The sequence below is a fragment of the Mesorhizobium sp. B2-3-11 genome, from assembly GCF_006442215.1.
GTDB lineage: Bacteria > Pseudomonadota > Alphaproteobacteria > Rhizobiales > Rhizobiaceae > Mesorhizobium > Mesorhizobium salmacidum.
In genome coordinates, this window is record NZ_VFVS01000017.1 from 33,858 (window position 1) to 59,742 (window position 25,885).

Sequence of the window (25,885 nt, forward strand, 5' to 3'; positions counted from 1 at the left end):
CGTTCATTTCTCGGCCTGTATGCGGGCGGCCAGGTCCTTCAGTTCGGGCGTCGACAGGTACTTGTCGTAGACGGGCTTCATCGCGTCGATCAGCGGCTGCTTGTCGATATCGCTGACCTTGACGCCCGCGGCCTCGACGATGCCGCGCGACTTCTTCTCCTGCGCGTCCCACAGTTCGCGCATCTTGACGACGCTGTCCTTGGCCGCCTGGCGCACGATCGCCTGGTCTTCCGGCGAGAGCTTGTCCCAGCTTGCCTTCGACATGACCAGCACTTCCGGCACGATCTGGTGTTCGTCCATCGTGTAATGCTTGGCCACTTCGTAGTGCTTGGCGGATTCGAAGCTCGGCCAGTTGTTTTCAGCGCCGTCGATGACGCCGGTCTGCAGCGCCGAATAGACTTCCCCATAGGCCATCGGCGTGGCGTTGGCGCCAAGCGCGTTGACCATGTCGACGAACACATCGGACTGGATGACGCGGAACTTCATGCCTTTCATGTCCGCCATCGAGGTAATGTCCTTCTTGGTGTTGTAGAAAGACCGAGCACCGGAATCGTAGAAGGCGAGGCCGACGAGGTCATGCGCCTCGAACGCCTTCAGGATTTGGTCGCCGACAGCGCCGTCCATGACGTGGCGCATGTGCTCGACGGAGCGGAATATGTAGGGCAGCGACGGCACCGCGGTCTCCGGCACGATACCGTTGAACGGTCCCATCGAGACACGATCGAGGTCGATGACGCCTGCCTGCGTCTGCTCGATCGTGTCCTTTTCCTCGCCGAGCTGCGCCGAGTGATAGACCTCGATCGAATAGCGGCCGGCGGTGCGCTGCTTGATCAGGTCGCCCATGTACTTGACCGCCTCGACGGTCGGGTAACCGTCCGGATGGGTATCCGAGGATCGCAGCACGGTTTCGGCGTTGGCAGCGCCGATCAGCAGCGAACCGATGGCGAATGTCGCCGCCGTCAATTTCGAAAAATGCACCATGACTTCCTCCCTTTGAAAATCGAAACGTCCGGCTCAAAGCCGGTACGCCGTCTTGGCAAGCGTGTAGGCGAGCTCCTTCGCGAGTTCATGCGCCTCGTCCTCGCGCAGCCGGTGCTCGGCGACGAGGCGCGCCAGGAACGCGCAGTCGACGCGGCGCGCCACGTCGTGGCGGGCCGGGATCGACGGAAAGGCGCGGGTGTCGTCGTTGAAGCCGACCGTGTTGTAGAAGCCGGCGGTCTCGGTGGTCATCTCGCGGAAGCGGCGCATGCCTTCCGGGCTGTCGTGGAACCACCAGGCCGGCCCGAGCTTCAGCGCCGGATAGACGCCGGCCAGCGGCGCCAGTTCGCGCGTATAGCCGGCCTCATCCAGCGTGAACAGGATGACGGTGAGATCACGCTCCAGCCCGACACAGTCGAGCAGCGGCTTCAGCGCAGTCACATAGTCGGTACGCGTCGGGATGTCGAAGCCCTTGTCCCTGCCGAATTTCTGGAAAATGCCAGGCGAATGGTTGCGCCAGGAGCCCGGATGGATCTGCAGCACCAGCCCGTCATCCCGGCTCATCTTGGCCATCTCGGTCAGCATCTGGGCGCGAAACAGCTTTCGTTCGCGCTCATCCTGCGAGCCGGCGCGGACCCGGTTGAACAGCTCCTGCGCCGCCGCGTCGGAAAGATTGGCGGTTTCCGCCGTCGGATGGCCGTGGTCCGACGAAGTCGCGCCGAAGCTCTTGAAGAAAGCGCGCCGCTGGCGGTGCGCGTCGAGATAGCCGGCCCAGGTCCCGGTGTCGCAGCCAGTGATCTCGCCGAGCCGGTCGAGATTGGCCAAGAAGCCTTCGAAATCGGGATCGACGACGGCGTCCGGCCGATAGGCGGTGACGACGCGGCCCTCCCAGCCGCTGTCGCGGATCATCTGGTGCCATCTGAGGTCGTCGAGCGCGCCTTCGGTCGTCGCGATGACCTCGATGTTGAAGCGCTCGAACAGGGCGCGAGGGCGGAAGTTCTCCCACTGCAGTACCGTCGCGATCGTGTCGTAATGGCGATCGGCGGTTGCGGCGCTCAACGGCTCTTCGATGGCGAACAGATGCGCAAGCACATGGTCGAACCACAGCCGGGTCGGCGTGCCACGGAAGAGGTAATAATGTTCCGCGAACAGCCGCCAGATCGCCCGGCCGTCGGTCTCGACGGGCGCACCATCGAGGGTCGGCACGCCGAGAGCCTCCAGCCGCACGCCCTGGCTGAACAGCATGCGAAAAATATAGTGGTCCGGCACGATGAGCAGCTGCGCGGGATCGGGGAACGGCTCGTTCAGCGCATACCAGCGCGGATCGGTATGCCCATGCGGGCTGATGATGGGCAGGTCCTTGATGCCGGCATAGAGATCGCGGGCGATCGAGAGCGGACGCGCCTCGGCTGGAAACAGCAAATCCGCATTGATCAGTGCCACGGCCATCCTCCCAGCCCTATCGGTAGGGTTGACCAGAAATAATGTCAACATACAAAAATTGGATTGTTGTATGATGACTTTTGAGCAAAGCTGAGCATTGTCGGCGAACGCCGCCGGTGTTACGCCGCCAGTGTTCTGCGGCTTGCGATCCGCCTCCGGATACCAGCCGTTCCATGACCCCGTTTCACGAGATGAGTGCGCGAACCGATGACAGACCGCCGCCTTTCCAACCGCACGGCGCCCGCATTACCGGCCAAGGTCGCCGCGCCTCGATATGATCGCGGTGCGGTTACACCGGGCATCGTGCATCTGGGCGTCGGCGCCTTTCACCGCGCCCACCAGGCCGCCTATATCGATGAATGCCTGGCGGCCGGTGAGACGGGCTGGGGCATAACAGGCGTGTCATTGCGCAGCGCCGACACGCGCGACGCGCTGGCGCCGCAGGATGGGCTTTACACACTGGCGGTCCGCGGCAGCGGCGGCGAGAAGCTGCATGTCATCGGCTCGATCGGTTCGATGCTGGTGGCGCCGGAAGATCCGGGCGCGGTGCTGGCGGTGCTGACCGATGCGCGCACCCGCATCGTGACGCTGACGATCACCGAGAAAGCCTATCTGCGGGCGGCGGGCGGTGGGCTGGACGCGACGCATCCCGACATCGTCCACGACTTGGCCAATCCGCAAAAGCCGAAGACGGCGCATGGTTTTCTGACCGAAGCGCTGGCCCGCAGGCTGGCCGCCGGCACCCCGCCTTTTACCGTGCTTTGTTGCGACAACCTGCCGGCCAACGGCGCCACCTTGCACAGGCTGCTGATCGAATTCGCCAAATTGCGCGATGCCAGTCCTGGTTCGGCGGGCGATGCTGGGGTCGCCGGCCACATCGCAGGTCGTGTCGCATTTCCCTCGAGCATGGTCGACCGCATCGTGCCGGCCACGACCGATGCCGACAGGTCGCGGATATCGGGCGAACTTGGTATCGAGGACGCCTGGCCCGTGATGACGGAACCCTTCAGCCAATGGGTGATCAAGGACGATTTCCCGGCCGGCCGTCCGGCCTGGGAAAAATTCGGCGTCACCATGGTCGGCGATGTCGCCCCTTTCGAGGACATGAAGCTGAGGCTGCTCAACGGCGCGCATTCGGGCATCGCCTATCTCGGCCTGCTCAGCGGCCACGCCACGGTCGATCGCGCCTTCGCCGATCCGGCGATAAGGCAGTTCGTCGATGCGCTGTGGGAGGAGGCGGTATCGACATTGCCGGATGACGCCGGCCTCGACACATCAGCCTATACGACCGAGCTCGCCGAGCGTTTTTCGAACACGGCACTTGCCCACCGCACGGCGCAGATCGCCAATGACGGCAGCCAGAAACTGCCGCAGCGCATCATCGCTTCAGCTATCGAGTGCCTCGAAGCCGGCACCGAGCTGGTCCATCTCACGCTGGTGGTGGCAGCCTGGATCGCGGCCTGCGCGGCGCGCGGAAAGAGCTTGCCGGAGGGCCATTTCACCGATCCGCTCGATGCTCCGCTGACGGCGCTTTTGGACCAGCAGCTGCCGGCGAACGAAACCGTGACGGCGGTGTTCGATCTGACCGGCTTCGCCAGCGATCACGCCGAACGCCAGACGCTGATCGAACTCGTGGCCGTCCACCTCGTCCACCTGCGGCGGGACGGCACGACTTTGGCCTTTGCTGCGCTCGGCATAGAGGGCGAAGGGCCGTAAGGCGAAGCTGGCACGCTACAGCATCGCCGCCATAGCTGAATTCTCTCCGCTCGAACAAAACAAAAAAGCGAGGCAAGTGCCCCGCTTTTCACTTCGCTTCTGAATTGAAGTTCAGGCCGGCAGGATGGCGCCTTCCAGCGTGGTGAGCTGGCCAAGGAACTGCTCCGCCTTGCTGCGCGCCTGGTCGTCCTTGGCGTCCACGGCGTCTTCCCTGGCTTCCTGGATGCGGCGGGCGAGATCGGCGCGGTCGACATCCTTCACCGCGACGGCCGATTCCGCCAGCAGCGTGCAGCCGGCCGGAACGATGTCGGCGAAGCCACCGAACACGACATAGCGTTCTTCGCCGCCCGAGGCGTTCTTCACCGTGACGACGCCCGGCTTGATCGTGGTCATGACCGGCGCATGATGGGCCATGACGGTCATCTCGCCTTCGGCGCCTGGAATAACGACGGATTCGACCTCGGCGGAAACCAGCAGGCGCTCCGGAGAGACCAGTTCGAACTTGAAAGCTTCAGCCATATCAACTTAGCAGGTAGGGAATAGTGAGTAGTCAGTAGTGAAGGGGTGCAAAGGCCCCTTGGTCACATCTGCTATTCTCTACTCACTACTCACTACTCCCTATTCGCTTGAATTACGCCGCTTCAGCCGCGAGGCGCTGTGCCTTCTCGACCGCTTCGTCGATGCCGCCGACCATGTAGAAGGCGGCTTCCGGCAGGTGGTCATAATCGCCGTTGCAGAGGCCCTTGAAGCCCTTGATGGTGTCGGCGAGGTCGACCAGCTTGCCCGGCGCGCCGGTGAACACTTCGGCGACGAAGAAGGGCTGCGACAGGAAGCGCTCGATCTTGCGGGCGCGGGCCACCGTCTGCTTGTCCTCTTCCGAGAGCTCGTCCATGCCCAGGATGGCGATGATGTCCTGCAGCGACTTGTAGCGCTGGAGGATCGACTGCACCTGGCGGGCGACGCCATAGTGCTCGTCGCCGACGACCAGCGGGTCGAGCATGCGCGAGGTCGAGTCCAGCGGATCGACGGCCGGATAAATGCCCTTTTCGGCGATCGAACGGTTCAGCGTCGTCGTCGCGTCAAGGTGAGCGAATGAGGTCGCCGGCGCCGGGTCGGTCAAGTCATCGGCCGGCACGTAGATCGCCTGCACCGAGGTGATCGAGCCCTTGGTGGTGGTGGTGATGCGTTCCTGCAGCGCGCCCATGTCGGTGGCGAGCGTCGGCTGATAGCCCACGGCCGACGGGATACGGCCGAGCAGCGCCGACACTTCAGAACCCGCCTGCGTGAAGCGGAAGATGTTGTCGACGAAGAACAGCACGTCCTGGCCCTGGTCGCGGAAATATTCGGCAACCGTCAGGCCGGTCAGGCCGACGCGGGCGCGCGCGCCCGGCGGCTCGTTCATCTGGCCGTACACCAGCGCCGCCTTCGAGCCTTCGCCGCCGCCCTTCTTGTTGACGCCGGATTCGATGAACTCGTGATAGAGGTCGTTGCCTTCGCGGGTGCGCTCGCCGACGCCGGCGAACACCGAGTAACCACCATGCGCCTTGGCAATGTTGTTGATCAATTCCTGGATCAGCACGGTCTTGCCGACGCCGGCGCCGCCGAACAGGCCGATCTTGCCGCCCTTGGCGTAGGGAGCCAACAGGTCGAGCACCTTGATGCCGGTGATCAGGATCTGCGCTTCCGTCGATTGTTCGATATAGGCCGGAGCCGGCTGATGGATCGAGCGCAATTCGACCGCGTCGACCGGGCCTGCTTCGTCGACCGGCTCGCCGATGACGTTGATGATGCGGCCGAGCATGCCCGGGCCGACCGGCACGGCGATCGGGCCGCCGGTGTCGCGCACTTCCTGGCCGCGCACCAGACCTTCGGTGGAGTCCATGGCGATGCAGCGCACGGTGTTTTCACCGAGATGCTGGGCAACTTCGAGCACCAGGCGATTGCCGACATTGTCGGTCTCGAGCGCGTTCAGGATCGGCGGCAGATGCTCGCCGAACTGCACGTCGACGACCGCGCCGATGACCTGGCGGACCTTGCCTACAACGCCGGTGGCCCTGGTGGCCACGGCCTGGGTCCTGGCAGCGGCGGCCTTGGCCGGCGCTGCTGCTGCCTTGGCCGGGGCCGCCTTTGCCGCCGCTGCCGGAGCCTTGGCCGCCTTCGCCGGGGCTGCTGCCTTCGGGATTGCCTTCTGCGGGGTCGCTGCTTTCGCCATCGTCTTTACCCTTTTCGTCCTTTGTTTCTCACGCGGTCCGGTTCGCGGGCCATGACCCGCGGACCGCGCCTAGAGCGCCTCGGCGCCCGAAATGATTTCGATCAGTTCCTTGGTGATCTGTGCCTGCCGCTGGCGGTTGTAGGTGATCGAAAGTTTGTTGATCATCTCACCGGCGTTGCGCGTCGCATTGTCCATGGCGCTCATCTTGGCGCCCATTTCGCCCGCCGCGTTTTCGAGCAGCGCGCGGAAAACCTGCACCGCGATGTTGCGCGGGATGAGGTCGGACAGGATTTCGCCCGGCTCCGGCTCATACTCGTAGACGGCGCTGGCGCCATCCGTCGACTCGGGCCGAGCCGAAGAGGCGGACGCTGCCGGAATGATCTGCTGCGCGGTCGGAACCTGGCTGATCACCGACTTGAACTGCGAATAGAACAGCGTGCAGACGTCGAAGGCGCCCTCGTTGAACAGGTGGATAACCTTGCGGGCGATCGCATCGGCATTGACGAAGCCGAGCGTCTTTACCTCGCGCAGATCGACGCGCTCGATGATCATCGCGGCGTAGTCGCGGCGCAGTATGTCGAAACCCTTCTTGCCGACGCAGATGATCTTGACCTGCTTGCCATCGGCCAGAAGTCGGCGGATATGGTCGCGGGCATGACGGGCGATCTGCGAATTGAAGCCGCCGCACAGGCCGCGCTCGGCTGTGCAGACGACGAGCAGATGCACGTCATCCTTGCCGGTTCCCGCCATCAGCGCCGGGGCATCGCCACCGCCACCGACAGCCTGGGTGATGTTGGCCAGGACGGAACCCATGCGCTCCGAATAGGGACGCGCCGCTTCCGCCGCCTCTTGCGCACGGCGCAGCTTTGCCGCGGCGACCATCTGCATCGCCTTGGTGATCTTCTGCGTCGCCTTGACCGAGGCGATACGGTTACGAAGGTCTTTTAATGAAGGCATGCTTCAAACCTGATCCCGACTTGCACTTCGCTCAGGCGAAGGTCTTGGCGAAGGCGTCGATCTCGGCCTTCAGCTTGGCGCGCAGATCGTCCGACAGCGCCTTTTCCTTGCGGATGGCCTCGAGGACGTCCTTGCCGGCCGAACGCATGTGGCTGAGCAGGCCGTGCTCGAACTTGCCGACCTGGTTGACCGGCAGCTTGTCGAGATAGCCGTTGACGCCGGCGAAGATCACCGCGACCTGCTCTTCCGTCTTCAGCGGCGAGAACTGCGGCTGCTTCAACAGTTCGGTCAGGCGCGAGCCGCGGTTGAGCAGGCGCTGCGTGGCGGCATCGAGATCCGAGCCGAACTGCGCGAAAGCCGCCATTTCGCGGTACTGCGCGAGCTCGCCCTTGATCGAGCCGGCAACCTGCTTCATCGCCTTGATCTGCGCCGAGGAACCGACGCGCGACACCGACAGGCCGACGTTGACGGCCGGACGGATGCCTTGGAAGAACAGGTTGGTTTCGAGGAAGATCTGGCCGTCGGTGATCGAGATCACGTTGGTCGGAATGTAGGCCGACACGTCGTTGGCCTGCGTTTCGATGACCGGCAGCGCGGTCAGCGAGCCGCCACCCAGGTCGTCGTTGAGCTTGGCAGCGCGCTCGAGCAGGCGCGAGTGCAGGTAGAAGACGTCGCCCGGATAGGCTTCGCGGCCCGGCGGACGGCGCAGCAACAGCGACATCTGGCGATAGGCCACGGCCTGCTTCGACAGATCGTCATAGCTGATCAGCGCATGCATGCCGTTGTCGCGGAAATATTCGCCCATGGTGCAGGCCGTGAACGGCGCCAGGAACTGCATCGGCGCCGGATCGGACGCGGTGGCGGCGACGATGATCGAATATTCGAGCGCGCCGCGCTCTTCCAGCACCTTGACGAACTGCGCGACGGTCGAGCGCTTCTGGCCGACGGCGACGTAGACGCAGTAGAGCTTTTCCTTCTCAGGACCGTTGTCGTGCACCGACTTCTGGTTGAGCATCGTGTCGAGGATGATGGCGGTCTTGCCGGTCTGGCGATCGCCGATGACCAGCTCGCGCTGACCGCGGCCGACCGGGATCAGCGCATCGATGGCCTTGAGGCCGGTCGACATCGGCTCGTTCACCGACTTGCGCGGGATGATGCCGGGCGCCTTGACGTCGACGCGCTTGCGCTCGATCGCCTTGATCGGGCCTTTGCCGTCGATCGGGTTGCCGAGCGCGTCGACGACGCGGCCGAGCAGGCCGGGGCCGACAGGCGCGTCGACGATGGCGCCGGTGCGCTTGACGGTGTCGCCTTCCTTGATGTCGCGGTCGGCGCCGAAGATGACGACGCCGACATTGTCGGCTTCGAGATTGAGCGCCATGCCGCGGATGCCGCCGGGGAATTCGACCATTTCGCCGGCCTGGACATTGTCGAGACCGTAAACGCGGGCGATACCGTCACCGACGGACAGCACCTGTCCGACTTCGGAGACCTCGGCCTCCTTGCCGAAATTCTTAATCTGGTCTTTCAGAATTGCGGAAATTTCCGCGGCGCGGATGTCCATCAGCCGACCTCTTTCAGTGCAAGCTTGAGCGAATTGAGTTTGGTTTTGAGCGACGTATCGATCTGGCGCGAGCCCATCTTGACCACCAGTCCGCCGAGCAGCGACGGGTCGACGGTGACGGAAATGGCCACGTCCTTGCCGGCAACGCTCTTCAGCGCCGCCTTGAGTTCGGTCTGCTGGGCCGCGGTCAGATCATGCGCCGACGTCACTTCAGCAGCAGCCTCGCCACGGTGCTCAGCGGCGATCTGGCGAAATGCCTTGATCATGCCGGGCACCGCGAACAGGCGGCGGTTCTTGGCGACGACGCGCAGGAAATTGCCAGTCAGGCCGGTGATGCCGGCCTTGTCGGCGATCGCCGCGATGGCCTTGGCCTGGTCCTCGCTGGAGAATACCGGGCTGTTGATCAGCCGGGTGAGGTCCGCGCTGCCCGCCAGCATGGCCTCGAAACCGTTCAGGTCGGCCTCGACCTTGGCCACGGAGTTTGACTGCGATGCCAGTTCGAACAGCGAACCGGCATAGCGCTCTGCGACACCTGAGATTGGCGATGACGATTGGGCCACGGACCGTCTTTTCTCTTGTCTGACAGGCCGCAGATTGTTGGCGCGAGCAAAAACTCTGGCTAAATCTTTGACCTTACTGCATTTTTCCAAGCACGGAGGCGCGGCTTCCGCTATCCCCGGCCGAAAGTCGATTGCCGTCTAGCACAGGCATTTTAAGACCGCAATGCGTCGTTCCGCATGGTTTTCAGGCACTATTGTCGCATCCGGCGAAAGACTCGGGTCCTGCGCACCGGAATACCCTTGGATTCAGGGCACAAAGCCGAAGGCAAAGGCGAGCGGCAAGGCCGCGAGCGCCAGTTCCACCACGATGGAAACCCAATTGAAAGGTGTATTGGCGCCATCCGACATCATCGACAGCAGCCGGCCGAAGGCGGTGAACAGCCAGGAGAAGCCGAGCGCCATGTAGACCAGCGGCTGCGCGAGCAGGATGCAGCACAAGCCGACCCCTAGATAGAAGCCCGACATGCGGCCTCGGCCTTCGGCGATCGCCGCCGCCTTCTCGGGTTTGGCCTGCAGGCGCAGGATGCGGAACGCCAGGCCCGGCGCCAGGAAGAACAGAAGGCCGAGCAGCACGGTGAAGACCGCGCTCGACCAGGCCAGCCATTCGCCCTGGCTCGTCGGCCATGGAAGCGCAAAGTCCATCGTGTCCCCTCGAAAAGTCTGCTTTGAAATCGCGGGCATTCTAGCGAAGGAAAAATGCCGCGCCAGATGGCTCCAGGCACTTTAGGAGACGCGCATCAACCGAGCGCGAATTCCACCGCCGCCTCGGCATGGATGCGCGTCGTGTCGAAAACCGGAATGTCGAAATCGCCCTGGCCGATCAGCATGGTGATCTCGGTGCAGCCCATAATCAGGCTGTCGGCGGCCTCTTCGCGGCGAAGGCGGTTTGCCTCGGCGACATAGGCGGCCTTCGAAGCTTCGGAGACAACGCCCTGGCAGAGTTCCTCGTAGATGACGCGATGGACCATGTCGCGCCCGGCGTCATCGGGCACCACTGGCGAGAGGCCATATTTGTCGGCAAGCCGGCCCTTGTAGAAGTCCTGTTCCATGGTGAACCGCGTCGCCAGCAGCGCCGGGCGCTGCAAACCGGCCTGCCTGATCGCGGCCGCCGTGGCATCAGCGATATGGATCAGCGGGATCGACACTGACGTCTGCACCTGGTCGGCCAGCTTATGCATGGTGTTGGTGCACAAGAGCAGACCTTCCGCACCGCCGGCCTCGAGCTTGCGCGCGGCATCGGTCAGCAGCGCGCCGGCGCCGTCCCAGTCGCCATGATGCTGCCGCTCGGCAATCTCGGAAAAATCGAACGACCAGAGCAGCAGCTTCGCCGAATGCAAGCCGCCAAGGCGCTCGCGCACGATCTCGTTGAGCAGGCGGTAGTAGATCGCGGTCGATTCCCAGCTCATGCCACCGAGCAAGCCAAGGGTTTTCATGTGGTCTTTCCGTTCTCTCGCCGAGACAACTGTAGCTGAAATTGCGTCCTACAAAAAACTCTGGGGGTCGATGTCAACCTGCACCCGGACCGAGCCGCGCTGCTTCGGTCCGTTGGCGAGCATGGCTCTGATAAAACCTTGCATGTCGGCGCGCCGTTCGCCCTGGATCAGCAGGCGGAAGCGGTGGCGGCCGCCCAGCAGCGACAGCGGAGCTTCCGCCGGCCCGAGCACGAACAGGTCCGACGCTTCCGGTGCCGCGCGGCGCAGGCCGCGTGCATGGCCTTCCGCTTCCGCCCGCGTCACCGCGCTGACGATGACGCCGGCCAACCGGCCGAAGGGCGGCAAGGCAGCGCGTTCGCGCTCCGAAATCTCGCGCTGGTAGAAAGACTCGGCATCGCCTGAGACGATCGCCCGCATCACCGGATGGTCGGGCTGGAAGGTCTGCAGCAGGCCAAGGCTCTTCTTGCCGGTGCGGCCGGCACGGCCGGTCACCTGGCTGAGCAGCTGAAACGTGCGCTCGGCGGCCCGCGGATCGCCATTGGCAAGGCCGAGATCGGCGTCGACGACACCGACCAGCGTCATGTTCGGGAAATTGTGGCCCTTGGCGACCAGTTGCGTGCCGATGACGATATCGGCCTCGCCATTGGCGATTGCCTCCAGCTCCAGCCGCAATCGTCGTACACCGCCCATTATGTCCGAGGACAGCACGATGGTGCGCGCGTCCGGGAAATGCGTCACGACCTCCTCGGCGATGCGTTCGACCCCCGGCCCGCAAGCCACCAGATGGTCGAGCGTGCCGCATTCCGGGCAGGCTTCGGGACGGCGCTCATTGTGACCGCAGTGATGACACACCAACTGGCCGCGAAAGCGGTGTTCGACCAGCCAGGCCGAGCACACCGGACAGCCGAAGCGATGGCCGCAGACCCGGCACAGCGTCAGCGGCGCATAGCCACGCCGGTTGAGAAACAGCAGCGACTGCTCCTTCTTCTCCAGCGTCCGGCGCATATGGTCGATCAGCACCGGCGACAGGAAGCCGCCACGGGCGGGCGGGACGCGGCGCATGTCGATCGACTTGAGATCGGGAAGTGCCGCCTCGGCGAAGCGGGCGGAAAGCACAGCCCTGGCATAACGGCCCTGGCTGGCATTGACCCGGCTCTCGACCGACGGCGTCGCCGATGCCAGGACCACGGGGAAGCCGCCTATATGGCCGCGCACGACAGCCATGTCTCGCGCATTGTAGAAGACGCGGTCTTCCTGCTTGTAGGCGGGGTCGTGCTCCTCGTCGACCACGATCAGGCCAAGCTCGCGGAACGGCAGGAACAGCGCCGAGCGCGCGCCGGCAACGACGCGCACGCCGCCTTCCGCCACTTGCCGCCAGACTTTTTCACGCATTCGCGGTGGCAAATCCGAATGCCATTCGCCCGGCTTGGCGCCGAAACGTTGCTGGAAGCGTTCGAGAAAGGCGTGCGTCAAGGCGATTTCCGGCAGCAGGATAAGCACCTGCTTGCCCTGCTCGAGCGCGGCCGCCACCGCCTCGAAATAAACCTCCGTCTTGCCCGAACCGGTGACGCCGTCGAGCAACGTGACATTGAACTCGCCGGCCGCGACATTGGCGCGCAGCATCGACGCGGCCTCGTTCTGGTCCGGCATCAGTTCGGGAACGGCATAGCTGGGATCAGGCGCGGCCACCACCGGGCGCGGCAGGATCATCACCGTCTCGAACACGCCTTGCGCTTTCAGCCCCTCGATCACCGTCGACGATACGCCCGCGGCGTGCGCGAGCCCGGAGCGCGTCCAGGCCAGCCCGCCTTCGGCCGTCTCCAGCACGCGGGCCCTGGCATCGGTCATCCGATCGGGCACGAGCAGGGTGCGCTGAAGCCCTTCGATCCAGGGTTCGGGATCAAAGGCCTCCGGCGCCCTGAGCAGCATGCGCGCCACCATGCCCGGCGGCGACAGCGTGTACTGCGCCACCCAGTCAACGAAGCGGCGCATGGCGCGGTCGATTGGCGGACAGTCGAAAACCTGCTCGATCGGGCGCAATTTCCTGGCATCGACCTGCTCGACAACGCCGTCCCAGACAATGCCGGCGACCTGGCGCGGCCCGAGCGGCACGCGCACGATCGAACCCGGCACCACGCGCATGCCGGCCGGCACGGCATAGGTGTAGGGGCGTTCGGCCGGCATCGGCACCAGCACCGGCGCGGCCACGACAAAGGGCGAATCTTCGATCATGAGGCGTGACCTTGCCCTGACTTTGGTCTAGATCAAAGAGCAACGCTGAACGTGCCTTCCCAAGCACGACGAAATCGTCAGGAGACCCGCCATGAAATTTTTTGCCGACACCGCCGATATCAAAGAGATCAAGGAACTGAACGATCTGGGACTGCTCGATGGCGTCACCACCAATCCCTCCCTGATCCTGAAATCGGGCGGCAAGATCATCGAGGTCACCAAGCAGATCTGCGACATCGTCGAAGGCCCGGTCTCGGCCGAGGTCGTGGCGACCGAGTTCAAGCAGATGATGGCCGAGGCCGAGGTGCTGGCCAAGATCGCGCCCAATATTGCCATCAAGGTGCCGCTGACGCTGGACGGCCTGAAGGCCTGCAAGACGATCCGCACCGAGATGAACCGCATGGTCAACGTCACGCTGTGCTTCTCGGCCACCCAGGCGCTGCTCGCGGCCAAGGCCGGCGCGTCCTTCATCTCGCCCTTCGTCGGCCGCATCGACGACACCGGCTCGGACGGCATGGAGCTGATCCAGGAGATCCGTCAGATCTACGACAATTACGATTTCCAGACCGAGATCCTGACCGCTTCCGTGCGCACGGTGAACCACGTCAAGCAGGCGGCTCTCATCGGCGCCGACGTCATCACCGCGCCGCCGGCGACGCTGAAGGCGCTGGTCAACCATCCGCTGACCGACAAGGGCCTGGCCGCCTTCCTCGCCGATTGGGCCAAGACCGGCCAGAAGATCGGCTGAGCGGTCCCACACCAGATACGAAGAAAGGCCGGGCAACCGGCCTTTTTCATACGCTGCGGATCAAGAGCTGACCGCCCGATCAGTCCGTGCCGTCGTCGGGTGGCGCGATAGGCGACGGGCGCTTGCCCGCCATGATCTCGCGCTTGCCGACATGGTTGGGTGCGCCGACCAGACCCTCCTTCTCCATGCGTTCGACCAGTGAAGCCGCGCGGTTGTAGCCGATGCCGAGGCGGCGCTGGATGTAGGACGTCGAACATTTCTTGTCGCGCAACACCACCTTGACCGCTTCGTCATAGCTGGGATCGCCATCCTCGGCGGCAACGGCTCCCTTGTCGAAGACCGGACCCTGGTCGCCCTCCTCTTCCTCTTCATCCTCGTCGGCCGTCACGGTCTCCAGATATTCGGGACGGCCCTGCGCCTTCAGATGCGCCACGACATGCTCGACCTCGGCGTCGGAAACAAAGGGGCCGTGCACACGGGCGATGCGCCCGCCGCCCATCATGTGCAGCATGTCGCCCTGGCCGAGCAGTTGCTCGGCGCCCTGCTCGCCCAGGATGGTGCGGCTGTCGATCTTGGAGGTGACCTGAAAGGAGATGCGGGTCGGGAAATTGGCCTTGATCGTGCCGGTGATGACATCGACCGAAGGCCGCTGCGTTGCCATGATCAGGTGGATGCCGGCGGCGCGCGCCATCTGCGCCAGGCGCTGGATGGCGCCTTCGATCTCCTTGCCGGCAACCATCATGAGGTCGGCCATCTCGTCGACGATGACGACGATGTAGGGCATCGGCGCGAGATCGATTTCCTGCTGTTCGAACAGCGGCTCGCCGGTGCCCTTCTCGAAGCCGGCCTGCACGGTCATGACGACCGTCTCGCCCTTGTCGCGGACTTGGGCGGCGCGCTCATTGTAGCCGTCGATGTTGCGCACGCCGAGCCGCGCCATCTTGCGATAGCGATCCTCCATCTCGCGCACCGCCCATTTGAGCGCGGTAACGGCCTTCTTGGGATCCGTGACGACGGGGGTCAGAAGGTGCGGGATACCGTCATAGACGGAGAGCTCAAGCATTTTCGGGTCGACCATGATCAGCCGGCATTCTTCCGGCTTCAGCCGGTAGAGCAGCGACAGGATCATGGTGTTGATGGCGACCGACTTGCCGGAGCCGGTGGTGCCGGCGACGAGCAGGTGCGGCATTTTCGCCAGCTCGGCAATGACAGGTTCGCCGCCGATCGTCTTGCCAAGGCAAAGCGCCAGCTTGCAGCTGGTCTTGCGGAAGCCCTGCGATTCGATCAGTTCGCGGAAATAGACGGTTTCGCGGGTCTCGTTCGGCAGCTCGATACCGATGACATTGCGGCCGGGCACGACGGCGACGCGCGCCGAGACCGCCGACATGGAGCGGGCGATATCGTCGGCGAGGCCAATGACGCGCGACGACTTGACACCTGGCGCCGGCTCGAACTCGTAGAGGGTAACGACCGGGCCAGGGCGAACGTGGATGATCTCGCCGCGAACGCCGAAATCCTCCAGCACGCTTTCCAGGAGATCGGCATTCTGCTCGAGCCGCTCCTGCGACATGTAGAAGCCCTGCCCTTCCGGCGGCTGCTGCAGCAGTTCCTCCGAGGGAAGCTCGTAGCTTTCGCCCGTCACCGGCCGCGCAACCTTGCCAGCCATGGGCAGCGACGGCCCGCGCACGGTGGCAACGGTTTCCTCCACGCGCTGCACAAGTGGGGCGGCGCTGCTTGCGGCAGATGCGACCACTGCCGTCGTCCGGCCCTGCCGGACAGCCCTGCCCGCCGGAACGGGCGGCTCGACCAGGGCCTTGTTGGAGTTGGCCGGAAAGACGTCCGGCAGTGCGGACGAGGCCTGGCCCGGAAGGCATTCGATGACACGGAACAAGGTGGTGACATCGGCCACGGCGGACGCGGAGATGTCGGCCCGCGCCGCGGCGACCGGCGCTGCCGCGACCGGTACACGCGAAACCGGGCTGACTGAGCGGGGCGGCGACGTCACGTCAACCAGAAGCGGAGCCAAGCCCTCGAAGAAGGCGTGATCCGAAAGATAGGGCCGCCGGGCTTTTTCAGCGGTGGCTGTTCTGACCGGCGCGCCATTCACGACAACGGGCGCCGGGCGCGTGGCCGCTCGTGCCGTTGCGGGCATCTTCGGAGCCGTCGGCTGAACACCTTGCGACGTCTCGCCGCCGCGCGCCGGCTGAGCGGACGCGGCCGGTGATGGTCCGCGATGCATGACGGCGCCAGGCCCGACCTGCTGCGTCGGGGGCGCCTGCGGACCGCCCTGCGCGGCAACCACGTCATGAGGTTGGCGATGCTTGGGTTCATAGTCCGGCGTGCGTGTAAAACGCACATTGGGCGCAAGGAAAAAATACTCTTGCCAGGCGGGGCTTTCGGTGTCGCCCTGCGGGAAAGCATTGTCCGCCGCGGGTTTCCCATTCGGCCCGACGGAGGGTCTGCGGTCGTCGCCGGGATCGGCTACCCGTCCGGACTGGCCCGCATGGGAAGCACCGGATTGGCTGACATCCACCTTGCCGCGCGGGCCGCCGGAGCGCTCCCTTTCGGGGTCATCGGGCGAAGCTGTGTGCAATGAATTGACCCGAGAAAAACGCCTGGCTTCCATGCTCAAGACTCACTGTGGAACGTCTGCTGAGCAATAGGGAGCGAGTGGTTAACAGTTGCTTCCGTCAGTGCCGTTGGAGCGAGCGAAAAATATCTTTCGCGGCGATGCCGAACGATACGGATTCGAGCGCTGGATCGTATTCGACGATCATCCACATATGCGGGCCGAGCATGTGCAAGCGCCGGCCCTTGGCCATCGGGAAACAGCCGGGGGCACCAGGATCGAGAGGACGTCTTTCGTGAACGAAGAGTGGCGCTAGCTGGCTGCCTTGCCGTGTCGGGCCAGATCCTGCGCGATTGACAGTTGCAGGGCCTCGGCCAGTTCGCGCGCGGCACGGTTCTCGGCGTCGATCTGCGCCCGGTAGGAGGCAAATTCCTGACGCGGCCTGTCGAAGGACGAGGTGATCGCCCGCCTGCCGACCGCGATCACCGCGCCGGTTTTCGCATCGGTCAGCGTGTAGCCGGCGGTCAGCGTCACCGAACCGGCGGTCGGCTCGTCTTGATCGGTTCCAACCTGGACGAGTGCCGAGGATTCAACGGCTTCGGTCACACCGAGATCGAGCGAATAAAGTGCCGAAGCCGGTTCGCCGGCACCGCGCCCGAACCCAAAGATCAGATTGTTGCGCACCTGCTGGGCGTAACGCGTCCGGACCGGCTTGACGGCGATCGACGCCAGCTCGGCATTGGCTGTGGAGCCGGTCGACAGCGGCGCGCTCGAATAGAGCGGCCGCACCTGACAGGCCGAGACGAGCGCAAGCGAGCCGACAAGACCGGCAAGCGCGATGCGGCGCAGCAAACGGCTCAACTCTGTCTTTTCCCGATCAGGCAACGACATTGACGATCCTCTGCGGCACGATGATCACCTTGCGCGGAGTCTTGCCTTCAAGTGCCTTCTGCACGAAGTCGAGAGCCAAGACCGCTTTTTCGACCGCACCTTGGTCCGCGTCGCGGGCAATTGTCAAATCCCCCCGCTTCTTACCGTTGACCTGTACCGGATAGGTGACTTCATTGTCGACGACCAGCGCCGGATCGAAGACCGGCCACGGCCGTTCGGCCACCAGATCGCTGCCGCCCAGCGTCTCCCAGCACTCTTCGGCAAGGTGCGGCATGACAGGCGCGATCAGGTGCACCATGATCTCGACGGCCTCGCGGCAGGCGTTTTTCAGCGCCGGATCGGCCTTGGCTTCCGCCACCTCGTTGAGCGGGGTGGTCAGCGCGTTGGCCAGTTCATAGATGCGGGCGATGGCACGGTTGAAGGCGAGCTTCTCGATGTCTTCGCCGACCGCCTTCAGGATCTTGTGCGCGGCCTTGGAAACCGCTCCGGCCTCGCCGTCATTGACCGCCTTGGGTGTGACCCCTGCCAGCGTCTCGGCCGCCGTCGACACCAGGCGCCAGATGCGCTGCATGAAACGATGTGCGCCGGCGGCACCTTCGTCGGTCCACTCGACATCGCGTTCGGGCGGTGAATCCGACAGCATGAACCAGCGCGCCGTGTCAGCGCCGTAGCCATCGGTGATGTCTTCCGGGCTCACCGTGTTCTTTTTCGACTTCGACATCTTCTCGAGCGGGCCGATGGTGACCGCCTCGCCCGTGGCGATGTCGATGGCGCGGCGCTTGCCGTCGACTTCCTCCAGACGCACTTCGGTCGGCGCCAGCCAGCGGCCATTCGATGCCGAGCCGACACGGTAGGTTTCGTGCACCACCATGCCTTGCGTGAACAGGCCCTTGAACGGCTCGGCCAGGTCGACATGGCCGGTCTCGCGCATGGCGCGGGTGAAGAAGCGCGAATAGAGCAGATGCAGGATCGCATGCTCGATACCGCCAATATACTGATCGACGGCCAGCCACTCGTTCGCTGCTCTGGGATCGGTCGGCTCATGGGCCCAGGGCGCCGTGAAGCGGGCGAAGTACCAGGACGAATCGACGAACGTGTCCATCGTGTCGGTTTCGCGCCGCGCGTCCTTGCCGCATTGCGGGCACTTCACATGCCGCCACGTCGGGTGACGGTCGAGCGGATTGCCTGGCCGGTCGAAATCGACGTCGTCCGGCAGCTTGACCGGTAGGTCGGCCTTCGGCACCGGCACCACGCCGCAATCCTCGCAATGGATCATCGGGATCGGGCAGCCCCAGTAGCGCTGGCGCGAAATGCCCCAGTCGCGCAGGCGGAAATTCACCTTGCGCTCGGCCATCGGCCGGTTGCCGATCGTCTTCTGTTCCAGCAGGTTCGCGACCTCGTCGAAAGCCCGGTCCGGCTTCATGCCGTCGAGGAAACGCGAATTGATCATCGCGCCATCGTCGACATAGGCCTCGTCGATGATCTGGAAAGCCGACGGGTTCTCGCCGTCCGGCATCACCACCGGCACCACCGGCAGGCCGTATTTGTTGGCGAAGTCGAGGTCGCGCTGGTCATGCGCCGGGCAGCCGAAGATGGCGCCGGTGCCGTATTCCATCAGCACGAAATTGGCGACATAGACCGGCAGCGTCCAGGTATCGTCGAAGGGATGGACGACGCGGATACCGGTGTCGAAGCCCTTCTTCTCGGCCGTCTCGAGAGCCGCCACCGAAGTGCCCATATGGCGCACTTCATCGATGAACTTCGCCAGCGCCGGATTGGTCGCCGCGGCCTTCTTGGCCAGCGGGTGATCAGCGGCGATCGCCATGAACGAGGCGCCGAAAATGGTGTCGGGCCGCGTCGTGTAGACCTCCAACTCATGCTCGCCGGCAATTTCCGAGGCCAGCGGCCAGCGGATCAGCAAGCCTTCCGAACGGCCGATCCAGTTCTGCTGCATCAGCTTCACTTTTTCGGGCCATTCGTCGAGGCCGTCCAATGAATCCAGCAGGTCCTGCGCGAAGTCGGTGATCTTGAAGAACCATTGCGTCAGCTCGCGCTGTTCGACCAGCGCGCCGGAGCGCCAGCCGCGCCCGTCGATGACCTGCTCGTTGGCGAGCACCGTCATGTCCTCCGGGTCCCAGTTGACCTTGGAAGATTTGCGCGTCACCAGCCCCTTCGCGACGAAGTCGAGGAACAGCATCTGCTGGCGGTGGTAATAATCGACGTCGCAGGTGGCGAATTCGCGCGCCCAGTCCAGCGACAGGCCCATCACCTTGAGCTGCTCGCGCATGGTGGCGATGTTCTGGTAGGTCCACTCCTTGGGATGGACCTTGTTCTGCATGGCCGCGTTCTCGGCCGGCATGCCGAAGGCGTCCCAGCCCATCGGATGCAGCACGTTGAAGCCCTTGGCCCGCTTGTAGCGCGCCACCACGTCGCCCATCGTATAATTGCGGGTATGGCCGATATGGATGCGCCCCGACGGATAGGGGAACATCTCCAGCACGTAGTATTTCGGGCGCGGATCGTCATTGTGCGCTTCGAAAAGCTTCTTTTCGGCCCAGACCTTCTGCCATTTGGGTTCTGACGCGCGCGGATTGTATCGTTCGGTTGCCATGGGACGTTTTTCACTTAAAAGCATGCGAACTGCGGGCAAGAGCCCGGCAGTTCACGAAATGTGGTCCGGGTGTTCACCATGGTTTGGCAAACCCGTCAACCATATGGGCGTCGCGGCTGACAAAAACGCGAGTCAAACAGCGGGATTTGCATATGGGCGACACCGTTCAGCAGTTTTTCGCGGTCAAGGCGAAGATCGCCGCCGCCGAGCAGGAGGCCGGCCGTGAAGCCGGCGCGGTGACGCTGGTGGCGGTCTCCAAGACCTTCGACGCGCTCGATATCCAGCCGGTGATCGAGGCCGGCCAACGCGTCTTCGGCGAGAACCGCGTCCAGGAAGCACAAGGCAAATGGCCAGCGCTGAAGAAGGCTTTCCCCGATATCGAACTACACCTGATCGGCCCGCTGCAGTCGAACAAGGCGAGGGAGGCGGTGGCGCTGTTCGACGTCATCGAGACCATCGACCGCGACAAGATCGCCGCCGAGCTCGCCAAGGAAATTGCCAGGCAAGGCCGTGCGCCAAAGCTCTATGTCCAGGTGAATACCGGTTCCGAACCGCAGAAAGCCGGCATCGAACCGCGCGAGGCGGTCGCCTTCGTCAGGCGCTGCCGGGAAGTTCATGGCCTCGCCATCGAAGGCCTTATGTGTATTCCGCCGGCGGACGAGAATCCCGGCCCGCATTTCGCACTGCTAAAAAAAATGGCGAGAGAGGCCGGCGCCGCCAAACTGTCGATGGGCATGTCCGGCGACTACGAGACCGCGATCGCCTTCGGTGCCACCAGCGTCCGCGTGGGTTCGGCGATCTTCGGCAACCGGTAGTCGCTTAGGCCAGCCCGGCTAATTCATTGCCCCAGCGCTTGAAACGAAACGTACCGTTCCTATTTGTCCCGATGTCACCACACATCCTCCTGGAGCCTCACGATGCGTTATAATCAGCTTGGAAATACCGGGCTTTTCGTCTCCGAACTTTGCCTCGGCACCATGACCTTCGGCGCCGCCGGCCAGAACGCCCAATGGGGCCTGATCGCCAGCCTCGACCAGAAGGGCGTCAACGAAATCGTCGGCCGCTCGATCGCCGCCGGCGTCAACTTCTTCGACACGGCCGACGTCTATTCCGTCGGCGAGTCCGAACGCCTTCTCGGCCAGTCGCTTAGGGATCTCGGTGTTGCCAGGTCGAACGTGGTCATCGCCACCAAGGTCCATGCCGCCATGGGCGACGGGCCGAACCAGCGCGGCTCGTCGCGCGGCCACATCATGGATTCGATCGATGCCAGCCTCGAACGGCTGCAGCTCGACCACATCGATCTCTATCAGTTGCACGGCACCGACGCGGTGACGCCGATCGACGAGACGCTGCGGGCACTCGATGATCTCGTCACTAGTGGCAAGGTCCGCTATGTCGGCGTGTCCAACTGGCAGGCCTGGCGCATCGCCAAGGCGCTCGGCATCGCCGACCGCAAGGGTTTTGCCCGTTTCGAGACCATCCAGTCCTATTATTCGATCGCCGGCCGCGACCTCGAGCGCGAGATCGTGCCGCTGATCAACGAGGAGAAGCTCGGCCTGATGGTATGGTCGCCGATGGCCGGCGGGCTGCTGTCCGGCAAATATGGCCCCGGCGCGCCGGGCAACGGCGAGGGCCGCCGCGCGTCCTTCAACTTCCCGCCGGTCAACGAGGACCGCGCCTGGGCAGCGGTCGCCGTCATGCGCGAGGTCGCCAAGAAACATGATGTCAGCGTCGCCACCGTGGCGCTCGGCTATGTCCTGGCCAAGCCTTTCGTCATGAGTGTGATCATCGGCGCCAGCCGCATGGAGCAACTCGAGCAGAACCTCGCCGCCACCAGCCTCAAGCTCGATGCCGACGACCTCGCCAGGCTGGACGAAGTGAGCGCCTTGCCGGCCGAATATCCCGGCTGGATGGTCGAACGCCAGGGCGCCGGCCGTCGTCCGGCGCCTTTCGTCCCGAAGGCATAGCCCTACCGCTGGCAAGCCAGTCTTTTCGACGCCGCGTGTCCCATGGACGCGCGGCTTCGACTACAGCCGGACGGTCTCTGCGAGAAAGTCGAGAAAGGCCCGCACACGTGCAGGCAGGTGTTTGCCCTGACCGACATAGACGGCATGCGTCGGCTCTTCGTCGCCGGGGTTGAAGTCTTCCAGCAGCGGCACCAGCCGGCCGGCGGCGATGTCGGGCTCGACATGCCAGCGCGCCAGCCGCGCAATGCCCGCCCCTGATAGGGCGGACAGCCGCATCGCCTCGCCGTCGCTCACCGTGGCAGAGCCTGCGATCGGGACCATGACCGGTGCGCCGGCCGCGTCGATGAACGGCCAGCCATCGATGTATCGGACGAAACCGAAGGCAAGCATGTTGTGACGGCCGAGATCGCCGGGCGTCAGCGGCGTGCCGCGCGCTTCGAGATAGGCAGGCGCGGCAACCACCACCATCCGGCTCTGGCCGAGCTTGCGCGCCACCAGCCGTGACTCGCGAAGCGGCCCGGCGCGGATCGCGACATCGGCGCGCTCTTCCAACAGATCGATCACGCTGTCGGTCAGCACAGCCTCGACGAAAATCTCCGGATACCGTGCCAGAAAGCGCGGCAGCAGTGCCATTAGCCGGTGTTGGCCAAACGGCACATAGGCATTGACCCTCAGCCGCCCGCGCGGCGCCGCACCCGCCGCCGCTTCCCGCTCGGCGGCATCGAGGTCAGCCAGGACGCGCACGCCGCTGTCGTAGAAGGACGTCCCTTCCGGCGTGAGCTGGAGCTTGCGCGTCGAGCGGCTGACAAGCCGCGCGCCAAGCCGTGTTTCGAGCCGCGCGATCAGCTTGCTCACCGCCGACGGCGTCATGCGCAGCCGCCGCGCCGCGGCCGAGAAGCTCCCCGCTTCGACGACGCATACGAAGACTTCGATCTCGCCGGAGCGGTTGATATCGGGCCTGGCCATCTGTGAATCTATTTCACAGGAAATATGCCTTGGGCAAGTCTGGTTCACAACATGGCGGATCACGATCTTCCGGGCCGGGGCGCGGACTGGGCGTCCTTTGCTGACAGATGGGACCGCCATGCCTCTTGCTCTCTATGCCCTCGCTGCCGGTGCCTTTGGCATCGGTGTCACCGAATTCGTCATCATGGGCCTGCTCATGGATGTCAGTAAGGATCTTGGTGTGTCGATCTCGGCCGCTGGCCAACTGATCTCGGGTTACGCGCTCGGTGTTGTCATCGGTGCGCCCCTGTTGACCATCGCCACCGGCAACTGGCCGCGCAAAACCGTGCTGCTGGCGTTGATGGCAATCTTCACGATTGGCAACCTCGCCTGTGCGCTGGCGCCAGATTACTGGACCCTGATGGGTGCCCGTATCATCACCGCCTTTGCCCATGGCACTTTCTTCGGCGTCGGCTCGGTGGTCGCCACTGGCCTGGTCGCGCCCAACAGGAAAGCTTCGGCGATCGCGCTGATGTTCACTGGGCTCACCATCGCCAACATCCTCGGCGTACCCTTCGGCACCTGGCTCGGCCAGGCCTTTGGCTGGCGCGCGACCTTTTGGGCGGTGACCGCCGTCGGCCTCGCCGCCTTCGCCGTCATCCTGGCCCTGGTGCCGCGCGGCCACGCAGCGCTCGAGAAGAGCGATTTGCGCACCGATCTCGCCGTGCTGCGCCGCACGCCCGTCCTGCTCGGCCTCGCCACGACGGTGCTCGGCTATGCCGGCGTCTTCGCCGTCTTTACCTACATCGCCCCGTTGCTCTCCGAGATCAGCGGCTTCAGGGAAGCGGCCGTGTCGCCGATCCTGCTCGTCTTCGGCGGCGGTCTCATCGCCGGCAATCTCGCCGGCGGCAAGGTCGCCGATCGCTGGCTGGTGCCGGCGGTGCTCGGCAGCCTCGTGGTGCTGGCGCTGGTGCTTGCCACGATGAGCTTCGCCATCCACAGCCAGGTCATGGCCGTGATCTATGTCGGCCTGCTCGGCGCGGCCGCCTTCGCCACCGTGGCGCCGCTGCAGATGTGGGTGCTGGAGAAGGCGCAAGGCGCCGCCCAAAGCCTGGCCTCATCGTTCAACATCGCCGCCTTCAATCTCGGCAATGCGGCCGGCGCCTGGCTTGGCGGCACGGTCATCGCCCATGGCCTTGGGCTGGGTTCGCTCACCTGGGTCGCCGCCCTGCTGCCGCTGGCGGCACTCGCCGTGGCCGGACTGGCGCTTCGCCTCGATCGTGGCACCACATCAGGCGCGCCTGCCACCGTCCGGTCGTGACATCAGCCGACACCCGAATCGCCTCTCCACTTCACAAACCACCAGGAGCAAGAAAATGGACTATCGACGTCTCGGCGCATCGGGCCTGAATGTGCCGGCGCTCTCATTCGGCGCCGGAACTTTTGGCGGTTCCGGCCCGCTGTTCGGTGCCTGGGGCAACAGTGACGCCAGCGAAGCGCGGCGCCTCATCGACATCTGCCTCGAGGCCGGCGTCTATTTGTTCGACACCGCCGACGTCTATTCGAACGGCGCCTCGGAGGAGGTGCTCGGCGAAGCGATCAAGGGCCGGCGCGACGCGGTGCTGATCTCGACCAAGACCGCGCTGCCCATGGGCGACGGGCCGGCCGACTTTGGCTCGTCGCGCTCGCGGCTGATCAAGTCGGTCGACGCCGCGCTGAAGCGCCTCGGCACCGACTACATCGACCTGCTGCAGCTGCACGCTTTCGATGCCGGCACGCCGATCGAGGAAGTTCTGTCGACGCTGGACGGCCTCGTTCGCTCCGGCAAGCTGCGCTATGTCGGCGTCTCCAACTTCTCCGGCTGGCAAGTGATGAAGTCGCTCGGCCTGGCGGAGATGCACGGCTACCCTCGCTATGTCGCGCATCAGGTCTACTATTCGCTGCTCGGCCGCGACTATGAATGGGAGCTGATGCCGCTCGGCCTCGACCAGGGCCTCGGCGCACTGGTGTGGAGCCCGCTCGGCTGGGGCCGCCTGACCGGCAAGATCCGCCGCGGCCAGCCCTTGCCGGAAAAGAGCCGGCTGCACGAGACCGCGAGCTTCGGCCCGCCGGTCGAGGATGAGCATCTCTATCGGGTCATGGATGCGCTCGACGCCGTGGCTGAGGAAGCCGGCAAGACGGTTCCGCAGATCGCGATCAACTGGCTGCTGCGGCGCCCGACCGTTTCCTCCGTCATTATCGGCGCCCGCAACGAGGAGCAACTGCGACAGAACCTCGGCGCCGTCGGCTGGACGCTGACGCCGGAGCAGATGAAAAAGCTCGACGCCGCAAGCGAGGTCACCGCGCCCTACCCCTATTTCCCCTATCGGCGTCAGGAAGGCTTCGCCCGGCTGAACCCGCCGGCGGTTTAAACTCGCGATCGTTCATTTGGGCGGCAACGTTCGGGATTGGCCGACGCCTCTCAGTTTCGTCATCCACGGGCGAAGCAGGAGCGAAGCTCCGTCGCGGAGACCCGAGGATCCATGCCGTGACGGCTGTTGAGCAATGCGGCGGATCAGAATTCTGGACCGCTGCAACGTCGAGAGGTCGCGGCATGGATCCTAGGGTCTGCTCTCGTCGCTCCGCTCCTCGCTGCGCCCTAGGATGACGAAGCGATAGGCGTTCCGTCAATCGCCATGCATATCGGCCCGTCAACGCAAGCGAGCCTCAAAGCTTCTGCGCCGGACCCTCAGTGCAGCACGAACTCGCCATCCACCTTGCGCCATTCGTTCGGCGCGATCAGCTTCTGGTGCGTGTAGCTGACCGAATGCAGGGGCCCGTCGAGCTTGGCCTTCCAGAATTCGATGAACCTGATCAGCACCGGAAATGTCGGAGCGATGTCGTAGTCCTGCCAGACGAAGCTCTGCAGGAGATGCGGGTGGTCGGGAAAATGATAAAGAATCTTGGCCGTGGTCAGGCCGTAGCCTTTGAGCATCAGGTCCATTTCCAGATGGTCGCGCATTGCGGTTCCCAAGGTTGATTCTCCTGTCCTCCCAAGCACCAATTGTGCGCGCCGTTACTTA

22 protein-coding genes are annotated in these 25,885 nt (G+C 64.4%); 6 read left to right on the plus strand and 16 right to left on the minus strand.

The features are described 5' to 3' along the window. Positions 1 to 3 precede the first annotated feature (3 nt). Positions 4 to 981, minus strand: a complete 978-nt coding sequence (locus tag FJ960_RS21590; protein ID WP_140716643.1) for a TRAP transporter substrate-binding protein — start codon at positions 979 to 981, stop codon at positions 4 to 6. 33 nt (positions 982 to 1,014) lie between these two features. Continuing rightward, positions 1,015 to 2,427 carry a glucuronate isomerase gene (uxaC, locus tag FJ960_RS21595; protein WP_181174283.1) on the minus strand — a complete coding sequence of 471 codons (1,413 nt, stop codon included), beginning with the start codon at positions 2,425 to 2,427 and terminating at the stop codon, positions 1,015 to 1,017. Positions 2,428 to 2,628: 201 nt separating this feature from the next. Here uxaC and FJ960_RS21600 point away from each other — a divergent pair, with 201 nt between their 5' ends. Further along, positions 2,629 to 4,137: a mannitol dehydrogenase family protein gene (locus tag FJ960_RS21600; RefSeq protein ID WP_140716647.1), complete on the plus strand. Its 1,509-nt coding sequence runs from the start codon at positions 2,629 to 2,631 to the stop codon at positions 4,135 to 4,137. A gap of 111 nt (positions 4,138 to 4,248) precedes the next feature. Here the strand turns inward: FJ960_RS21600 and FJ960_RS21605 are convergent, their stop codons facing one another. The 8 genes from FJ960_RS21605 to FJ960_RS21640 form a co-directional block, all read right to left on the minus strand. Beyond that, the gene (locus FJ960_RS21605; RefSeq protein ID WP_140503873.1) at positions 4,249 to 4,656 is read right to left on the minus strand and encodes a F0F1 ATP synthase subunit epsilon; all 408 of its coding nucleotides are present in this window, start codon (positions 4,654 to 4,656) and stop codon (positions 4,249 to 4,251) included. 112 nt (positions 4,657 to 4,768) lie between these two features. Then, positions 4,769 to 6,349 (minus strand): F0F1 ATP synthase subunit beta, encoded by a 1,581-nt coding sequence (gene atpD, locus FJ960_RS21610; protein ID WP_181166609.1) that lies wholly within the window; start codon positions 6,347 to 6,349, stop codon positions 4,769 to 4,771. Positions 6,350 to 6,418: 69 nt separating this feature from the next. After that, on the minus strand, positions 6,419 to 7,306 hold the full coding sequence (locus FJ960_RS21615) for a F0F1 ATP synthase subunit gamma (protein WP_140503875.1): 888 nt from the start codon (positions 7,304 to 7,306) through the stop codon (positions 6,419 to 6,421). Positions 7,307 to 7,337: 31 nt separating this feature from the next. Beyond that, positions 7,338 to 8,867, minus strand: a complete 1,530-nt coding sequence (gene atpA / locus FJ960_RS21620; RefSeq protein ID WP_140503877.1) for a F0F1 ATP synthase subunit alpha — start codon at positions 8,865 to 8,867, stop codon at positions 7,338 to 7,340. After that, entirely contained in the window at positions 8,867 to 9,427 is a 561-nt protein-coding gene (locus tag FJ960_RS21625) for a F0F1 ATP synthase subunit delta (protein ID WP_140716649.1), read from the minus strand. The genes atpA and FJ960_RS21625 overlap by 1 nt, the downstream gene beginning before the upstream one ends. Positions 9,428 to 9,673: 246 nt before the next feature. Beyond that, positions 9,674 to 10,069 carry a DUF4345 family protein gene (locus FJ960_RS21630; protein WP_127275645.1) on the minus strand — a complete coding sequence of 132 codons (396 nt, stop codon included), beginning with the start codon at positions 10,067 to 10,069 and terminating at the stop codon, positions 9,674 to 9,676. A gap of 95 nt (positions 10,070 to 10,164) precedes the next feature. Continuing rightward, the gene (locus FJ960_RS21635; RefSeq protein WP_140716651.1) at positions 10,165 to 10,860 is read right to left on the minus strand and encodes an aspartate/glutamate racemase family protein; all 696 of its coding nucleotides are present in this window, start codon (positions 10,858 to 10,860) and stop codon (positions 10,165 to 10,167) included. 48 nt (positions 10,861 to 10,908) lie between these two features. After that, the gene (locus tag FJ960_RS21640) at positions 10,909 to 13,092 is read right to left on the minus strand and encodes a primosomal protein N' (RefSeq protein ID WP_140716653.1); all 2,184 of its coding nucleotides are present in this window, start codon (positions 13,090 to 13,092) and stop codon (positions 10,909 to 10,911) included. Positions 13,093 to 13,183: 91 nt separating this feature from the next. Here FJ960_RS21640 and fsa point away from each other — a divergent pair, with 91 nt between their 5' ends. Continuing rightward, positions 13,184 to 13,840, plus strand: a complete 657-nt coding sequence (gene fsa, locus FJ960_RS21645) for a fructose-6-phosphate aldolase (RefSeq protein WP_027145130.1) — start codon at positions 13,184 to 13,186, stop codon at positions 13,838 to 13,840. Between the two features lie 79 nt (positions 13,841 to 13,919). Here the strand turns inward: fsa and FJ960_RS21650 are convergent, their stop codons facing one another. The 4 genes from FJ960_RS21650 to leuS form a co-directional block, all read right to left on the minus strand. Further along, positions 13,920 to 16,466, minus strand: coding sequence for a DNA translocase FtsK (locus FJ960_RS21650; RefSeq protein ID WP_140716655.1), 2,547 nt, complete (start codon positions 16,464 to 16,466; stop codon positions 13,920 to 13,922). A gap of 64 nt (positions 16,467 to 16,530) precedes the next feature. Continuing rightward, positions 16,531 to 16,662 carry a hypothetical protein gene (locus FJ960_RS30175; RefSeq protein ID WP_281405560.1) on the minus strand — a complete coding sequence of 44 codons (132 nt, stop codon included), beginning with the start codon at positions 16,660 to 16,662 and terminating at the stop codon, positions 16,531 to 16,533. Positions 16,663 to 16,721: 59 nt separating this feature from the next. Continuing rightward, on the minus strand, positions 16,722 to 17,300 hold the full coding sequence (lptE, locus tag FJ960_RS21655; protein WP_140503883.1) for an LPS assembly lipoprotein LptE: 579 nt from the start codon (positions 17,298 to 17,300) through the stop codon (positions 16,722 to 16,724). Continuing rightward, positions 17,287 to 19,911: a leucine--tRNA ligase gene (gene leuS / locus FJ960_RS21660; protein WP_140716657.1), complete on the minus strand. Its 2,625-nt coding sequence runs from the start codon at positions 19,909 to 19,911 to the stop codon at positions 17,287 to 17,289. Before leuS ends, lptE begins: the two co-directional genes overlap by 14 nt. A 152-nt stretch (positions 19,912 to 20,063) precedes the next feature. Here leuS and FJ960_RS21665 point away from each other — a divergent pair, with 152 nt between their 5' ends. Beyond that, the gene (locus FJ960_RS21665; protein ID WP_140716659.1) at positions 20,064 to 20,726 is read left to right on the plus strand and encodes a YggS family pyridoxal phosphate-dependent enzyme; all 663 of its coding nucleotides are present in this window, start codon (positions 20,064 to 20,066) and stop codon (positions 20,724 to 20,726) included. A 102-nt stretch (positions 20,727 to 20,828) separates the two neighbouring features. Continuing rightward, positions 20,829 to 21,878 carry an aldo/keto reductase gene (locus FJ960_RS21670; RefSeq protein WP_140716661.1) on the plus strand — a complete coding sequence of 350 codons (1,050 nt, stop codon included), beginning with the start codon at positions 20,829 to 20,831 and terminating at the stop codon, positions 21,876 to 21,878. A 60-nt stretch (positions 21,879 to 21,938) separates the two neighbouring features. Here FJ960_RS21670 and FJ960_RS21675 read toward each other — a convergent pair whose 3' ends face one another. Then, positions 21,939 to 22,844 (minus strand): LysR family transcriptional regulator, encoded by a 906-nt coding sequence (locus FJ960_RS21675; RefSeq protein ID WP_140716663.1) that lies wholly within the window; start codon positions 22,842 to 22,844, stop codon positions 21,939 to 21,941. A 118-nt stretch (positions 22,845 to 22,962) separates the two neighbouring features. Here FJ960_RS21675 and FJ960_RS21680 point away from each other — a divergent pair, with 118 nt between their 5' ends. Both FJ960_RS21680 and FJ960_RS21685 read left to right on the plus strand, forming a co-directional pair. After that, positions 22,963 to 24,144: an MFS transporter gene (locus tag FJ960_RS21680; RefSeq protein WP_140716665.1), complete on the plus strand. Its 1,182-nt coding sequence runs from the start codon at positions 22,963 to 22,965 to the stop codon at positions 24,142 to 24,144. Positions 24,145 to 24,199: 55 nt separating this feature from the next. Continuing rightward, a complete protein-coding gene (locus FJ960_RS21685) occupies positions 24,200 to 25,234 on the plus strand; it encodes an aldo/keto reductase (protein WP_140716667.1) in 1,035 nt (344 codons plus the stop codon). 317 nt (positions 25,235 to 25,551) lie between these two features. Here FJ960_RS21685 and FJ960_RS21690 read toward each other — a convergent pair whose 3' ends face one another. Then, positions 25,552 to 25,824, minus strand: a complete 273-nt coding sequence (locus FJ960_RS21690) for an usg protein (RefSeq protein WP_140503972.1) — start codon at positions 25,822 to 25,824, stop codon at positions 25,552 to 25,554. Positions 25,825 to 25,885: the final 61 nt, after the last annotated feature.

What these genes read in the sequence shown, in the direction of transcription:
- FJ960_RS21615 (WP_140503875.1), bottom strand. Translation starts at nt 7,306, where the DNA reads ATGCCTTCATTAAAAGACCTTCGTAACCGTATCGCCTCGGTCAAGGCG.
- FJ960_RS21590 (WP_140716643.1), bottom strand. Translation starts at nt 981, where the DNA reads ATGGTGCATTTTTCGAAATTGACGGCGGCGACATTCGCCATCGGTTCG.
- FJ960_RS30175 (WP_281405560.1), bottom strand. Translation starts at nt 16,662, where the DNA reads ATGGCCAAGGGCCGGCGCTTGCACATGCTCGGCCCGCATATGTGGATG.
- FJ960_RS21650 (WP_140716655.1), bottom strand. Translation starts at nt 16,466, where the DNA reads ATGGAAGCCAGGCGTTTTTCTCGGGTCAATTCATTGCACACAGCTTCG.
- FJ960_RS21630 (WP_127275645.1), bottom strand. Translation starts at nt 10,069, where the DNA reads ATGGACTTTGCGCTTCCATGGCCGACGAGCCAGGGCGAATGGCTGGCC.
- leuS (WP_140716657.1), bottom strand. Translation starts at nt 19,911, where the DNA reads ATGGCAACCGAACGATACAATCCGCGCGCGTCAGAACCCAAATGGCAG.
- atpD (WP_181166609.1), bottom strand. Translation starts at nt 6,349, where the DNA reads ATGGCGAAAGCAGCGACCCCGCAGAAGGCAATCCCGAAGGCAGCAGCC.
- FJ960_RS21680 (WP_140716665.1), top strand. Translation starts at nt 22,963, where the DNA reads ATGCCTCTTGCTCTCTATGCCCTCGCTGCCGGTGCCTTTGGCATCGGT.
- FJ960_RS21665 (WP_140716659.1), top strand. Translation starts at nt 20,064, where the DNA reads ATGGGCGACACCGTTCAGCAGTTTTTCGCGGTCAAGGCGAAGATCGCC.
- FJ960_RS21675 (WP_140716663.1), bottom strand. Translation starts at nt 22,844, where the DNA reads ATGGCCAGGCCCGATATCAACCGCTCCGGCGAGATCGAAGTCTTCGTA.
- FJ960_RS21685 (WP_140716667.1), top strand. Translation starts at nt 24,200, where the DNA reads ATGGACTATCGACGTCTCGGCGCATCGGGCCTGAATGTGCCGGCGCTC.
- FJ960_RS21635 (WP_140716651.1), bottom strand. Translation starts at nt 10,860, where the DNA reads ATGAAAACCCTTGGCTTGCTCGGTGGCATGAGCTGGGAATCGACCGCG.
- FJ960_RS21605 (WP_140503873.1), bottom strand. Translation starts at nt 4,656, where the DNA reads ATGGCTGAAGCTTTCAAGTTCGAACTGGTCTCTCCGGAGCGCCTGCTG.
- fsa (WP_027145130.1), top strand. Translation starts at nt 13,184, where the DNA reads ATGAAATTTTTTGCCGACACCGCCGATATCAAAGAGATCAAGGAACTG.
- FJ960_RS21670 (WP_140716661.1), top strand. Translation starts at nt 20,829, where the DNA reads ATGCGTTATAATCAGCTTGGAAATACCGGGCTTTTCGTCTCCGAACTT.
- uxaC (WP_181174283.1), bottom strand. Translation starts at nt 2,427, where the DNA reads ATGGCCGTGGCACTGATCAATGCGGATTTGCTGTTTCCAGCCGAGGCG.
- lptE (WP_140503883.1), bottom strand. Translation starts at nt 17,300, where the DNA reads ATGTCGTTGCCTGATCGGGAAAAGACAGAGTTGAGCCGTTTGCTGCGC.
- atpA (WP_140503877.1), bottom strand. Translation starts at nt 8,867, where the DNA reads ATGGACATCCGCGCCGCGGAAATTTCCGCAATTCTGAAAGACCAGATT.
- FJ960_RS21640 (WP_140716653.1), bottom strand. Translation starts at nt 13,092, where the DNA reads ATGATCGAAGATTCGCCCTTTGTCGTGGCCGCGCCGGTGCTGGTGCCG.
- FJ960_RS21600 (WP_140716647.1), top strand. Translation starts at nt 2,629, where the DNA reads ATGACAGACCGCCGCCTTTCCAACCGCACGGCGCCCGCATTACCGGCC.
- FJ960_RS21690 (WP_140503972.1), bottom strand. Translation starts at nt 25,824, where the DNA reads ATGCGCGACCATCTGGAAATGGACCTGATGCTCAAAGGCTACGGCCTG.